The sequence below is a fragment of the uncultured Maricaulis sp. genome, from assembly GCF_963975345.1.
Lineage (GTDB): Bacteria > Pseudomonadota > Alphaproteobacteria > Caulobacterales > Maricaulaceae > Maricaulis.
This window is the reverse complement of record NZ_CAXBGE010000010.1, coordinates 59,425-73,384: the sequence shown is the minus strand read 5'-3', so window position 1 is coordinate 73,384 and position 13,960 is coordinate 59,425. Positions and strand designations below refer to the sequence as shown.

The window sequence follows — 13,960 nt, the reverse complement described above, 5'->3', positions numbered from 1 at the left end:
AATAACAGGCGATGTGGCGGGTGAGTCATTCCAGTCTGGAACTAATCGATCGATCTGTTCCAGACGCTCAACGCCCCGCCGCCAGTCAGATCGATGCCCTGTGGCTATTTGCCTTCACGCCACCAGCCCAGCCCCATGAAGCCCGCGATCAGCAGGGCGATGATCAGGGCGGGCAGAACCGGGCGAGCGTGGGAGCTGCGCACGATATAGCGTTCATTGCGCTGCAGGCCGAGCCAGCCGCGGCCGGCTTGGTCGGCGCCGAGGCGGGTACGGCGCAGATCCGGCAAGCGGGTCTCACTGCCTTCGCCAATCGCAAACAGGCCACCGCCCGTGGCATCGAGCACCGGGGCGAGCCGCTCAGGTGTCGGCCGCAAATCGGCGTATTCGAGCGGATTGAGCGGGCCCAGGGCCGCGACCGTCGTCAAATCGCCGGAGCGCAGCCGGACCAAGCCGGACCCGCTGGCCGGTACGGCGACAGAATAGCGCCCGTCTGCATCCTCGCTCATGCTTGCGATTTGCTGTTCGCCATCGGGCCAGGTGATCTGCAGCGGCGGTGCGGTATCGGCAAGGGTGACGCGATTGGCATGCAGCGAGCCGTCATTGGCGTAGGCTGTGAGCCTTTCTTCGTCGAGCTCGGGCTCTTTCATCAGCCAGTGGGCGACACGGCGGAACATTTCGGCATAGGGGCCGCCACCTTCGAAACCGCGCGCCCAGAGCCAGGTCTGATCGCTCATCACGATGGCGGCGCGGCCTTCGCCCGAATGCTGCAACACCAGTAGCGGATTGCCGTCCGGTGCCTGCAACAGGGTTTCCCCGCCCAGCGAGACACCATGAATTTCGCGCAGCCAGCGGCCCCAAGTGGGATGTTCGCCGCCGCCTTCAAGCCCGGCGGTGACCGGGTGACGCATGCCGGTCGGTGTCGTCTGCGGCGTGAATCCGCCATCGGTGATGTAGCCGGTCGGACGCACCGGCAGCACGGCGGCGAGTGGCGTCCGGTAGAGGCTCGGTGGTCCGGCGAAAGGTGGTCCGGCTGTTACCAGCAAGGCGCCGCCATTTTCGACATAGCGCGCGATATAGTCGAAATAGATCGGCGGCATGATATTGCGGCGGCGATAGCGGTCGAAAATCACCAGATCGAATTCGCTCAGACGCTCGACGAACAGTTCCTGCACCGGGAAGCCGATCAAGGCGAGTTCTTCCACCGGCGTACTGTCACGCCTGTCCGGCGGCCGCAGGATTGTGAAATGGACCAGATCGACCGATGGGTCGGATTTGAGCAGGTTGCGCCAGGCGCGGGCCCCGTTATGCGGCTCGCCGGTCACCAGCAGCACGCGCAAGCGATCGCGCACGCCATTGACCGAGACAGCGGCGCGGTTGTTGATCAGCGACAATTCTTGCGGACCGGGCTCGACTTCGGCCTCGATCACATTCTGGCCGCGGCGTTCAATCGGCACTTCGACGCGAGTGGACCGGCCAATCGGGATGCGGTGGGTTTGCGGCTCGCCGCCCTCAAAGCGGAAGGACACCATCGCCGTGCCCTCCATCGCATCGTCCTCGACGCGCAGGACGAAGGCGACGGTCTGGCCGACAATGCCGTAGCGTGGCGCTTCCTCGATCACCAGCCGCCGGTCGCCGGCGCTGCGATCCCCGGCCATGGCTTGGTGCACCGGAGCGTTGAGATTGAGTGTGTCCGGATCGGCCGGAGCATCGTGGATCTGCCCGTCCGTCGTCAGGATCACCCCGGCCAGCCGGTCCGGCGGGACGCTGGCGAGGGCGCCATTGAGCGCTTCGAACAAGCGCGTGCCGTCCGGACTGGTGCCGGCCCCGACCTCGACCAGATCGAGCAAAGGATCGCGGTCGGCCAATTGCCGGACTGCGGCGGCCATGGCATCGGCGGCTTCGGCACGTTCGCCGACCTCCATGCTGGCGCTGCGATCGGTCACCAGCACGGCGATATCGGTCAGCGGGTCACGCTCTTCCTCGACCAGGGATGGATTGGCCAGCGCCAGAGCCAGCACGGCCACGGCGAGGCTGCGCCACAGCCAACCGTCCAGCTTTTGCCAAGCGCCAGCGAGGATGGTCAGCAGGGCAAAACCGGTCAGTCCCGCCAGCAAAGACCAAGGGATCAGTGGTGCGAAATCGAGGGCGGTCGCATTCATTGGCCCAGCCTCTCGAGAATGTCGGGGACGTGGACCTGATCGGCCTTGTAATTTCCGGTCAGCGCATACATCGCGATATTGACGCCGAAGCGGATCGCCATCTCACGCTGACGTTCGCCGCCTTCAACCGGCGCCGAAGGCCGGCCGGCAGCGTCGACGGCCCAAGCCGAGGCCCAATCATTGGCACCAATGATGACGCCGGAGGTGCCGTCGCGCGATGTACCGTCCGGATTGGCTTCGACCCAGACTGGACTGCCTGAGAAACGGCCGGGAAATTCTTGCAGCAGATAGAAGGATTTGGTCAGCACGTGATCGCTCGGAACCGGACCGAGCGGGGGCAGGTCGAGACTGTCCAGCAAGGCCACCAGGCCGGGATGCGGCGCTCCGGCGCGCAACATCGCCACATCGGCATCCTGGGTGTCGAATACGATCAGTCCGCCCGATTGCAGGTAATCCGTCACCCGCGCGGCGGCCGCTGGCGACAGGGCGTGAGCATCGCGTGCCACTGGCCAGTAGACCAAAGGAAAGAAGATCAGCGGGTCGGTTTCGACATCAATGCCCATGGGCGGTGCCGGTTCAATGGCGCTGCGGCGGGTGACCTCTTGGCTCAACCCGGTCAGGCCGGCCTGGCTGCGGGCATCGACGGCCGCGTTGCCGGTGATGACATAGGCAAAGTGCAGATCGAGTGCAGCCTCGAGTGCGAAACTGTCATCGCTGACCGGTGGCGGCGGGGTCGTTGTCGGTTGCGCATCGGCCGGCGGCGCGAGCGGCAGGGCGAGGGCGATCAGCCAGACGGTCGCGGTGGCGCCAAACAGACGCAGCGGCAGCCGGCCTGCCAAAGCGAGCGCCAGCCCCACGTCCAGCGCCAGCATGATCAGCGCGAGCGTCAGCAGGGCGGCAATAAAGCGAAGCGGCCGTGGGCCGTCGAGGCCGGCGAATTGAACGCCGGGCAGATCGCGTGGCAGGGCGGCAATGACGGTGTCTGCTTTGATCACATTCAGCGCGGCGGTTGCCGAGCCCAGCCGATACAGGCCGGGCGGCGAGATTGGACTGGCGCTTGCGGCCTCCCAGTTGGCGACGGTCACGGGGCGGGCGCTATTGGGCGCGCTGGTCAATTGTCCGCCCGCATCGAGAGCGCGATCCAGAGCCCAGGCGCCATTGGCCGGGCCGGTCGCTGCTCCGCCCTGGGCGAGGCCGAGGACGCGTTGCAGCATGCGTGGATACAGGCCCGACAGGGGCAGGTCTGACCATTCCGGTCCGGCGGTGACGTGAAACAGCACGATCCAGCCGCGCCCACGCCGTACAGCGGTGACCAGCGGCGTGCCGTCTTCAAGCCGCGCCCAGACGCGGTCTGGCGTCGCGGTGCCCGGCTGGGCCAGAACCTGACGATCAACCGTGGCCGTGGCATCGGGCGGCAGGCCGGCGAAGGGCGAATCATCGCCAAAGGCGGCAATGCGCTGGGGCTCTTCCCAGTTGAGCGCACCGCCGAGCAAACGCCCGCCGACGCGAAGGTCGACCGGCAAAAGACTGTCACCGCGTGCGGCCAGTCGCGGTCCGGCGAAGCGGATCAGCAGGCCGCCATTGGCGACGAATTCGCCGATCCGGACGTCGTCAGTGCGGGCATCGTCAACCATCACCAGGGCGGCGGGCTCGCTTTCGAGCAGGTCATCGAGCGTGCCGCGTACCGGCTGAGAGAAGGGCGCGATGGCGCTTTCGACATAATGCAGGTCGGAGAGGAGTGGCTGACCGTCCTCATTGGGCGCATCGATCAGCCCGACGCGAGGCCGGCGCCATTGATCACCCATCAGCCGCACGGAACCGGCGCTGCCGACGCCCTCGACGCGCAGGCTGGCGATCCGGTTACGCAGATCGAGCGGCAGGCTGAGTTCGGAGCGGGCGATGCCGCTATCGGCTTCAAAGGTCAGATCGGTGCGGGCGATGGCGCGGCCATCATTGCCCAAGGCGGTGATTGCTGCGGTGCGCGGCAGGCCGGTTGCTACCCGGCGCAATTCGATGGCCAAGCCAGAGGCGGTCGGCTCCGGCGGCGCCATCGCCAGAGCGGCGCGTCCATTGTCCGGCTCGACTACACGGACACTGCCGAGCCCTGAAAGGGCGCGGGCGAGGGCGCGGGCGAGGGCGCGGGCGAGGGCGCGGCTGCCATCGCTGTCGATACCGTCGCTCAGCCAAGTGATCGCCATCGCATCAGTCAAAGCGCCGTCATCAAGGGCGGCCGCGATGCGGCTGGCGGCGCCATTGCGGTCGACCGTCCAGGCCATTGGGCTGGCGCTAGCCAGCAGGCGCCGCGCCGCGTCCGGCCGGTCCAGACGCAGTGGCGCTGGAGCTTCGCCGCTATTGGCGGTGAAAATGATTGCTGCAAGGCGCCCATCGCGTTCCGCTTCGTCGAGCAGGCGGATCGCCTCGCGGCTGGTTTCGCCCCAACTGGCGGCGCCGGCCCAGCCATTATCGACCACAATCAGCTCGGGACGCGTCTCGTCGACCACAGCCGCCGGTGTCCAGACCGGGCGCGACAGGCCGAGGATCACCAGGGCGGCGATCAGCAGGCGGAACACGATCAACCACCAGGGTGCGTGTTGCGGTGTCTCGGCATCATCCGGCGCGCCGAACAGTAGACGCAGCGGCGGGAAGATGGCGCGCTTGGGTGCCGGCGGCGTTGCGCGCAGCAGCAGCCAAAGAATCGGCAGGCTCAACAGGCCGATGAGGGCCAGCGGTGCGCCGAAGGAGAGGGGGCCGAGGGCAAACATTACGCGTCCCTCGCCAGGGCACGGTATAGCGCCAGCACGGCGCTGGTCGCGGTGCGATCTGTGCGGTGGGTCACGAGCGACCAGCCGAACTGGCGCGCCAGGGCTGCCAGTGCGTCGCCCTGTTCGGCCCAGCGTTTGCGATAGGTGACACGCGCTTCCTCGGCGCGGCCAAATAACAGGCCTTCGCCGCCCGCAGGGTTTTCAAATCGGGTGCGGCCGGAATAGGGGAAGTCTTCCTCGGCTGGATCGACAATGCGAAGCAGCACGCCTTCCGCCTCCATGCCGGAGAAGCGTGACAGCCGCGCAGCCCAAGTCTCCGGAGGATCGAGGAAATCGCTCGCCAGCACGACGCGTCCGAAACGGCCGATATTTGGCGCTTCGACGGCGGTCATGTCGCCCGGCCCGAGCGCCAGACGCCGCGAGGTGCGTTCCAGTCCGAGCGCCCCGGTGCGGGCAACCGCCGATTCGCCCAACACCGCGACCCGTTCGCCGCCTTGAGTGAGCAAGGCCGCCATCGCGATCTGACAGACGGCGGCCCGGTCGATCTTGCTGGCGTGATCTCTTGAGGAGGAGAAGCGCATCGAGGGCGAGCCGTCGCGCCAGAGCCAGACGGTATTGGCGGCCTCCCACTCATTCTGGCGTACGAAGAGCTGATCGCTGCGCGCCGACTGGCGCCAGTCGACCGCAGCGCGGCCGTCCTCGGGACGATGATGGCGATACTGCCAGAAGCTCTCGCCAACACCGGCGCGGCGCCGTCCATGCACGCCTTGGGCAACCGTCGCGGCGATGCGCGTCGCTTCGGCCATCAGGGCTGGCAAGGTCGCAGCGGCCGCCTCGCCCTGATGGCGCAGCTGCACAACCCGCGATTCCGAATGGCGATCGACGCCCTCACTCATGGGATCAGGCCGCCCGCTCGGCGAGGGATTTGATCAGGCCTTCCAGTGTGTGGCCGTCAGCGCGCGCCGCGAAGGACAGCGCCATGCGGTGTTTCAGCACCGGCTCGGCCAGCGCCGCGACATCTTCGGTCGATGGCGCCAGACGGCCTTGCAACAGAGCGCGGGCGCGGCAAGCCAGCATCAGGGCCTGACCGGCACGCGGGCCGGGCCCCCAGGAGACGCCGGTACGGACGGCATCGACATCGGTTTCCTCAGGTCGCGCCAGACGCAGCAGGTCGAGAATGGCATCGAGCACTTTTTCGCCGACCGGCAAGGCGCGGACAAGGGCCTGGAGTTTGAGAATTTCGGCCGCGTCGAGAATCTTGACCGCATCGGTCTCGTTGGCACCCGTGGTGGCGAGCAGGACCTGGCGTTCGGCCTCACGGGTCGGATAGGGTATGTCGACGCGCAGCAGGAAACGGTCGAGCTGGGCTTCGGGCAGCGGGTAAGTGCCTTCCTGCTCGATCGGGTTCTGGGTCGCCAGCACGTGGAAGGGTTGGGGCAGGTCATGGCGTTCGCCGGCAATGGTGACATGACCCTCCTGCATCGCCTGCAACAGGGCCGCCTGGGTGCGCGGACTGGCGCGGTTGATCTCATCCGCCATCAGCAGGCGGCAAAAGACCGGACCGGGCAGGAAGCGGAAATGGCGCTTGCCGTCATCACCCTCTTCGAGGATTTCCGAGCCGAGGATGTCGGCCGGCATCAGATCGGGTGTGAACTGGATGCGTTTGGTCTCCAGCCCGGTCGCCGTCGCAATCGCCTGCACAAGGCGCGTCTTGGCGAGGCCCGGTGCGCCGACCAGCAGGGCGTGCCCGCCTGACAGGATGGCGGCAAGGCAGAGTTCGATCTCGTTTTCGAGGCCGAAAATCACACGCCCAATTGAGTCGCGAACCTGCTGCAAACGCGCCGTAGCTGCGTCTGCTTGGGCAATTAACTCTGTACCGGCTTCATTCATCTCGGTCATCGTCCTAAAATCCTTCGCGATACAGATGGTTCATATGCCAATTTGCTCGTTGTGAGCATGGCGTCACGCATGAAAGCTGTCCATGGCCTCAAGCCCTGAAATGCCAGATGCAATGCAGTCCCTGCTGCAAGCGGCCCGCAGCGCCGGCGACGGCCTGCCGCCGGTCGAGCGCTGGCACCCGGAATATTGTGGCGAGATGGATATGGTCATCAAGCGGGATGGCTCGTGGTGGCATGAGGGAAAGCGGATCACCCGCCAACCTCTGTCACGGCTGTTTTCCACAATCTTGCGAAAAGATGACGACGGCGTTCATTATCTTGTGACGCCAGCTGAAAAAATCGCCATCCAGGTCGAGCTCGCGCCCTTTGTGGCCGTGCGAGTCGACGCCGCCGGCGAGGGGCAGGCGCAATCGCTGATATTTACGACAAATTTCGATGATCTGGCCGAAGCCGGACCGGATCATCCGATTGATGTCCGGATTGACCCGGCCACAGGCGAGCCGACGCCTTTGGTGCGGATACGTGGGCGCCTCAATGCGCTGATGACCCGGCCGGTGTTTTACGAACTGGCCGAACTGGCGGTCGAGCATGAGGGTGTGACCGGTGTCTGGAGCGGCGGTGCCTTCTTTGCCCTGGAACGGGCCGATGCCCGTGATTGAGGGCCTGCTCGATCTGATGCGGCAGCGGCTCGACCCGGTCGATGACGATAGCGGCGTGAGCTTCCGCGGCGATGGCGACCTTAATGGCCTTCCCTCTCCGAGCGGCCGCAAGCTGCGCCAGGCGGCCATTCTGGCGCCGCTGATCCTGCATGACGGCCCGCCGCGTCTGCTCTTTACCGAGCGCGCCAGTCATTTGCTCAAGCATCCCGGCCAGATCAGCTTTCCCGGCGGCAGTCTCGATCCCGGCGATGCCGGCCCGGCCCAAGCCGCCCTGCGCGAGGTCGAGGAAGAGATCGGCGTCGGGCCTGAACATGTCGAATTGGTGGGCCGGTTTGAATCCTATGAGACCGGCACCGGCTTTCAGATCACGCCCTTCGTCGGCGTGTTACGGCCCGGCTATCGCCTGCGGCCCGACCCCGGCGAGGTCGCCAGCGTGTTCGAAGCGCCGTTCGAGTTTTTGATGGATCCGCACAATCACCACCAACGCTCGGGTGTCTGGCAGGGGCAGGAGCGTCATTTCTATGCAATGCCTTGGCAGGATCGCTATATATGGGGAGTCACGGCAGGCTTGCTGAAGTCGCTACACGACAAGCTGTATGGATAAGACATGATCCGCATCACGATTATCGAAATTGCCTCCTTCCTCCTGCCCTTCCTGATTTTCTTCATCTGGCGCTGGCAGGCCAATACCGACGCGCCGATCAAGCCCACGCCAACGCTGCGGCTGGCGGCGATCGGGGCCGGGCTTTCGGTGCTGGTTCTGGTTTCGCTCGTCTTGCTGGAATCGAGCCAGGGCGGGCATGAGGGCGAGCTTTATGTGCCATCGCGTATGGTCGATGGCCAGGTCGTTCCCGGCTATTTCATCCCGGTCGAAGAGACGGCGGCGGCGACCGAGCCCGAGACGGGTGACGTCACAGACCCGCAATGACACTGCCCCGCCTCGATCCAGCGGCGCAAGCCTGGATGCGCGATCCGGCGACGCGGGCCGTGATGGCCGCGCTTGATGCCGCGCGGGCCGGTGCGTCCCGCTATGTCGGCGGCTGTGTGCGAAATGCCCTGCTGGGCAAGCCGGTCGCCGATGTCGATATCGCGACCCAGCTCTTGCCCGACCAGGTGATGGCGGCGGCAAGGGCTGCAGGGCTGAAACCGGTGCCGACGGGCATTCGCCACGGCACGATCACGGTGGTGGCCGACGGACGCCCGTTTGAAGTCACGACCCTTCGCCGCGATGTCGAGACCGATGGACGCCGCGCCGTTGTCGCTTTCACCGATGACTGGAGCGAAGACGCCCGGCGCCGCGATTTTCGTCTCAACGCACTCTATGCCGACAATGACGGCATAATTCATGACCCGACCGGCGGGCTGGCCGATCTCGACCCCTGCCGGTTCGTGTTTGTCGGCTCGGCCGAGGACCGGATACGCGAGGACTATCTGCGCACCCTGCGCCTGTTCCGCTTTGAGGCTTGGTACGGCACCGGCGCGCCCGACGCTGAAGGCTTGGCGGCGGCGCAGCGCCTGAAGGCGGGATTGCACACTTTGTCGGCCGAGCGGGTCTGGTTGGAACTGAAAAAACTGCTCTCAGCCCCCAATCCCGGTCCTGCCGTGGCGCTGATGGCGACACATGAAATACTGTCCGAAATTTTGGGGGTGAACGGATCCTTAAGAATCCTTGTAGGTATTATAGACCAAGATATCTCAGCTGGCTTGGAACCCGATCCGCTCTTGCGGTTTGTGGCTCTGGTCGGCGGCGGGCCCGAAAGGATCAGGATCATGGCAGCCAAACTCAAAATGTCGAATGCCGAGAGCCAACGCATGCAGGGCGCGGTTGATCCGTCGCTGTGCGGCGAGGTCGAGGCAGCATTCACCGACATGGCCGCAGCGGAACGGGCGATCATGTCGCTCGGCGCGCGGGCGTTTGAAGACCAGGTGCGGCTCAGCGCCGCCGGTGATGTCGCGCCGCCGCCGCGCGACTGGACCCTGCTGGCCAAATTCGCCCGCGAATGGCAACAGCCCGATTTCCCGGTTTCCGGCGGCGATCTCATTCTGCTCGGCTATGAGCCCGGTCCGATGCTCGGTGATGCGATGGATGCGCTCAAGGCACACTGGATTTCCGAACGCTTCGAGCCAACCAAGGAAGCGCTCATTGCGCGCCTGAAACACTAGGCTTCGCAATCATTCCCGCGAACGAAAAAGCCCCGGTCTTCGACCGGGGCTTTTGTTTGGGCGGCTAGGCCTCAACTCCGAGATAAAGCGCTGTGAAGCCGATCGAATCGACAATGGCATGGGCGATGATCAGCGGCCAGAGATTGCGCTTGTAGAGCAGGTAAAGCGTGCCCATTGCGAATCCGATGGCGGCAATGGAGAGCATGCCGCGCAGGCCCTGATAGTAAAAGTGCACGGCGCCAAACATCAGCGCCGGCAGCACGACCATCAACACCGGCCGCAGCACGGAAGCAGGCAGGATGCCCTCAACGCGGCGCATCAGATAGCCACGGAAGAAGATTTCTTCGCCAAAGCCACCGCTGACAATCCCCAACCCCATCCACATCAAATATCGCGGCAGATTGCCTGTGACACCGGCGAAGCGATCTTCGACACCGGCGGGTGTCGCATTGACGTCCCAAAGCCCCAACGCGTCACCGCCAAAGGTGACCACGGCTCCGGACCCCATGATCGCGATCACGCCCAACAAGACCTGAGGCAGGAACCAGAGTTTTGATTTCATGCCCGGCAGGCCGCGCAGTCCGAAATCGGACCATGTTTCGGAGCGCATGCGGGCAAGCAGGGCGATGAAGGTGATCGTACAGGCCATCGACATCGGGCCGGCAAAACGCCAGGCGATCGGATCAAAGGCCAGCTTCGTCAGGATCAGGCAGGCGATTACCGCAGCCAGCTCGAGGACGAGAAAGCGGGGCTTGTGAGGGGCGTAGACAGACATCTTGATACCATGGGAGTTGAGGGTTGAGCCGGTTCGCCGAGTTGCGAACAGGCTCTCTTTTCCCATGGGTTCCGGTTTCAATCTTGTATGATTGTGCGGGCCATGCGGGCGTCCGGGGTGATGCTGCGCTTCCAGCGGAATGGGCTCAATCCGTGGGCGGCCTTGAAATGGCGGGTCATATGGCTCTGGTCGTTGAAGCCGCAAGCCAAGGCAGTCTGGGCGAAGCTCTCGCCGCGCTGAATGCGGTCGCGCGCCGCATCGAGCCGCCGCATCAGCAGATAGCGATAAGGGCTGGTGCCGTGCAGGCGGCGGAAATCGCGCGAGAGCTGCCAGCGATCCTGCCCGGCGACAGATTCCAGATCGTCCATCGAGACCTGCTCGTCCAGGTGCTCGTGGATATAGGAGCGTGCACGCTCGGTGGCGCGGGCATCGAGATGACCGCTTGGCGGTGTGTGCCCGGCGGCGGCATGAAGGGCGGTGGCGATGTCGAACAGGGCGTCGGCGGCGTGCAGCGGATCGAGGGCTTCGTCGAGGTCGGCGAGGATGGCGCTGACGGCCTGTATCAGACGGGCGCTCGATGACTGTCCGCCGGCAATGAAGGGCAGGTCCTGCCCGGGCAGGATGGCGCTGATGCTGTGGGGCTGGATGGTGAGGGCACGATAGGCGAAGCCGTCATCCGTGCCGGCATGTCCGTCATGCAGTTCGTCGGGGTGGAGGACCACCAATTCGCCCGGCAGGGATTGACGCGCCGCGCCGCGATAATTGAAGCACTGCACACCGCGCATCGTCAGGCCGAGCGTGTAAACATCATGGCGGTGCGGCGAGAAAGCGGTGTCACCGATGCAGGCCTCAAACCGCCTGATCCCGCTATCGCTTTGAGTCTCTGGCAAAATGCGTTCACTTCGTTTCCGCTGACATCAGTTAGATGCGTGGGCGCGCGGATTGGATGCAGCAGACTGTGCCTTTACGGCCATTTGGCCTCGGGCGGCATGGATGACAGGATCGACTTCACATTGCCGCCGGTCTCGAGGCCAAACTTGGTGCCGCGATCATACAGCAGGTTGAACTCGGCATAGCGACCGCGCCGAACCAGCTGTTCCTCGCGTTCCGCCGCTGTCCAGGGCGTCGCCATGTGGCGACGTACGAGTTGCGGGTAGATGTCGAGGAAAGCCAGGCCGACATCCTTGGTGAAGGCGAAATCTTTGCCCCAGTCACCGGTATCGTGACGGTCGTAGAAAATGCCGCCAATGCCGCGTGGTTCATTGCGGTGCGGCAGGAAGAAATATTCCTCGCACCATTGTTTGAAGCGGGCATGGAAATCGGCGTCGTGCTTGTCACAGGCCGCTTGGCAGGCAGCGTGGAAATCGAGGCTGTCGGGATGGTCCTGATTGCGATAGCGGTCGAGCACCGGGGTCAAATCCATGCCGCCGCCGAACCAGCCCTTTGTGGTGGTGATGAAGCGCGTATTCATGTGCACCGCCGGGACATGTGGGTTCCACATGTGGGCGATCAGCGAAATGCCCGAGGCCCAAAAACGCGGGTCTTCGCTGGCGCCGGGGATCTGGGCGCGGAATTGTTCGGAAAACTCGCCATGAACGGTCGAGACATGCACCCCGACCTTCTCGAACAGGCGGCCCTTCATGATCGAGGTGACGCCGCCGCCCTGGTCGGATGAGCCATCGCCGCGCGACCAGGCCTCGCGTTCGAAACGTCCGGGCTGGCCGGGACAGAGCGCGCTGGGGGCCTCGTCTTCGAGGCGTTCAAATTCGGTGCAGATCAAATCGCGCAAATGCTCGAACCAGGCGCGGGCCTTGGCGCGGCGGCTGTCGAGTTCGGCGGTCAGATCGGGTGTGGGTTGTGTGTCTGTCGTCATCATGGCGCCATCAATACGGGGCCAGACGCGAAGAGCAAGGTCGCGGGCCATTTGCGGCCCGCGACAACTCGTAGCGGTTTAACCCGCTTTGCGTTGGCCACTCTGGCCCGGGCGGCGACCGCCAGGCTTGCGTGAGCCGGTTGCAGTCACGGTCTGGCCTTGCGGACGGGCGCCGCGGCGTTGTCCGCCACCACCGCCACCGCGATTGCCGCCATTGGGCTTCTTGATCGGCTTTGGAATGTGCAGGGCAGCACCTTCAGCCGTCAGATATTTGCCGATCAGGTTCTCGATCTCGCGCAGCATGGTGCGTTCGTCCGGTTCCACGAGGGCAATCGCGATGCCATCAGTGCCGGCGCGCGCGGTGCGGCCGATCCGGTGGACATAGACTTCCGCCACGGTCGGCATTTCGTAATTCACCACATGGGTGATGCCGTCGACATCAATGCCGCGCGCGGCAATGTCGGTCGCAACCAGGATATTGGTCGAGCCATTCTTGAAATTGGCGAGCGTTTTCTCGCGCTGGTTTTGGCTCTTATTGCCGTGGATCGCGGCAGCGCGCAGCCCGTCTTTTTCCAGATTTTGAACGACACGGTCGGCGCCGCGCTTGGTGCGCGTGAAGACGATGGCGAGTTTGACGTCGTCGGCCTTCAGGATGTCACGCAGGGCGTTGCGCTTGGCTGAGGCATCCATCAGCATGACATGCTGTTCAATCCGTTCGATCGGCTTGGATTGCGGCGCGACACTGACTTCGGCTGGGTTATTGAGGAAGTCGCTGGCCAGCTTGCGGATCTGGGCCGGCATTGTGGCCGAGAACAGCATCGTCTGGCGCGTCTTGCGCAGCTTGGACATGATCTGGCGGATCGCCGGCATGAAGCCGAGATCCATCATCTGGTCGGCTTCGTCGAGGATCACGGTCTTGACGCCATCGAGGCGCAGCGCGCCGGTCGAGACATGGTCAAGCAGGCGGCCCGGCGTGGCGACAAGAATGTCGACGCCGCCCTCAAGCTTCTTGATCTGCGGGCGAGGCTTCACGCCGCCGACAACCACACAATGGCTGAGCTTCATGAATTTGGCATAGTCGCGAATGGAATCGTCGATCTGGGCGGCCAGCTCGCGGGTCGGCGCCAGGATCAGGGCACGGCAATTGCGCGGATTGGCGCGCTCATTGGCCTCGGCCAGGCGCGTCAGCAAAGGCAGCACGAAAGCGGCGGTCTTGCCGGTACCGGTCTGGGCGATACCGATCAGGTCGCGCCCTTCGAGCAGGGTGGGGATGGCTTTCGCCTGAATGGGGGTAGGGGTTTCATAACCAGCGGCCGTGATGGCGCGCAGGACGGGTTCGGCGAGGCCGAGATCTGCAAATTGGGTCAAATGGACACTCATATTGAGGCGCGCGCACGGATTCGTCCGCACGCTGCACCGAATAAATTTTAAAAGAAGCTTGCGTAGGTCAGCCGCTCGGCGATGCTCCTGCGACACCGACCAGCAAGTGGCCAATGCCCGGGGGCGCTGATGGCGGTCGGAAGCGAAAAAGCAGCCGTCTGCCGGTACTTCCTGCGCGCCTTGACTCACCATGGCGTCTACGCGTGGTGCGCAGGCAGGGGGAGATGGTCACATGTTGCACTGCAGCGCAAGGCATAATTGATGCGAGCCGGTTCGAGGCCGGCGCTGGTG

Annotated in this window: 12 protein-coding genes; 4 read left to right on the top strand and 8 right to left on the bottom strand. The window is 64.6% G+C overall.

The window, feature by feature from the left end; all coding sequences use genetic code 11:
- Positions 1-104: 104 nt before the first annotated feature.
- The 4 genes from AAC029_RS11795 to AAC029_RS11780 are packed head-to-tail and all read right to left on the bottom strand — an operon-like array spanning position 105 to position 6,820.
- On the bottom strand, positions 105-2,159 hold the full coding sequence (locus tag AAC029_RS11795; protein ID WP_339747950.1) for a hypothetical protein: 2,055 nt from the start codon (positions 2,157-2,159) through the stop codon (positions 105-107).
- Positions 2,156-4,921, bottom strand: a complete 2,766-nt coding sequence (locus tag AAC029_RS11790; RefSeq protein WP_339747947.1) for a DUF4159 domain-containing protein — start codon at positions 4,919-4,921, stop codon at positions 2,156-2,158. Before AAC029_RS11790 ends, AAC029_RS11795 begins: the two co-directional genes overlap by 4 nt.
- Positions 4,921-5,817: a DUF58 domain-containing protein gene (locus tag AAC029_RS11785; RefSeq protein ID WP_339747945.1), complete on the bottom strand. Its 897-nt coding sequence runs from the start codon at positions 5,815-5,817 to the stop codon at positions 4,921-4,923. Before AAC029_RS11785 ends, AAC029_RS11790 begins: the two co-directional genes overlap by 1 nt.
- Positions 5,818-5,821: 4 nt before the next feature.
- Positions 5,822-6,820, bottom strand: a complete 999-nt coding sequence (locus AAC029_RS11780; RefSeq protein WP_339747943.1) for a MoxR family ATPase — start codon at positions 6,818-6,820, stop codon at positions 5,822-5,824.
- 82 nt (positions 6,821-6,902) lie between these two features.
- On the opposite strand from AAC029_RS11780, the gene AAC029_RS11775 reads away from it, so the two are divergent.
- Genes AAC029_RS11775 through AAC029_RS11760 form a run of 4 tightly spaced genes read left to right on the top strand, consistent with a single transcriptional unit; the run spans position 6,903 to position 9,641 of the window.
- The gene (locus AAC029_RS11775; RefSeq protein ID WP_339747940.1) at positions 6,903-7,478 is read left to right on the top strand and encodes a DUF1285 domain-containing protein; all 576 of its coding nucleotides are present in this window, start codon (positions 6,903-6,905) and stop codon (positions 7,476-7,478) included.
- Positions 7,465-8,082, top strand: coding sequence for a CoA pyrophosphatase (locus AAC029_RS11770; RefSeq protein ID WP_339747938.1), 618 nt, complete (start codon positions 7,465-7,467; stop codon positions 8,080-8,082). Before AAC029_RS11775 ends, AAC029_RS11770 begins: the two co-directional genes overlap by 14 nt.
- 3 nt (positions 8,083-8,085) lie before the next feature.
- The gene (locus AAC029_RS11765) at positions 8,086-8,406 is read left to right on the top strand and encodes a DUF6111 family protein (protein WP_339747935.1); all 321 of its coding nucleotides are present in this window, start codon (positions 8,086-8,088) and stop codon (positions 8,404-8,406) included.
- Positions 8,403-9,641 (top strand): CCA tRNA nucleotidyltransferase, encoded by a 1,239-nt coding sequence (locus AAC029_RS11760; protein ID WP_339747932.1) that lies wholly within the window; start codon positions 8,403-8,405, stop codon positions 9,639-9,641. The genes AAC029_RS11765 and AAC029_RS11760 overlap by 4 nt, the downstream gene beginning before the upstream one ends.
- Before the next feature lie 64 nt (positions 9,642-9,705).
- Here the strand turns inward: AAC029_RS11760 and AAC029_RS11755 are convergent, their stop codons facing one another.
- From AAC029_RS11755 to AAC029_RS11740, 4 genes are all read right to left on the bottom strand, one after another.
- Positions 9,706-10,416, bottom strand: a complete 711-nt coding sequence (locus AAC029_RS11755) for a CPBP family intramembrane glutamic endopeptidase (protein ID WP_339747930.1) — start codon at positions 10,414-10,416, stop codon at positions 9,706-9,708.
- A gap of 77 nt (positions 10,417-10,493) precedes the next feature.
- Positions 10,494-11,306 (bottom strand): AraC family transcriptional regulator, encoded by an 813-nt coding sequence (locus tag AAC029_RS11750; RefSeq protein WP_339747927.1) that lies wholly within the window; start codon positions 11,304-11,306, stop codon positions 10,494-10,496.
- A gap of 74 nt (positions 11,307-11,380) precedes the next feature.
- Entirely contained in the window at positions 11,381-12,292 is a 912-nt protein-coding gene (gene hemF / locus AAC029_RS11745) for an oxygen-dependent coproporphyrinogen oxidase (protein WP_339747925.1), read from the bottom strand.
- A gap of 75 nt (positions 12,293-12,367) precedes the next feature.
- A complete protein-coding gene (locus AAC029_RS11740; protein WP_339747921.1) occupies positions 12,368-13,657 on the bottom strand; it encodes a DEAD/DEAH box helicase in 1,290 nt (429 codons plus the stop codon).
- Positions 13,658-13,960 lie beyond the last annotated feature (303 nt).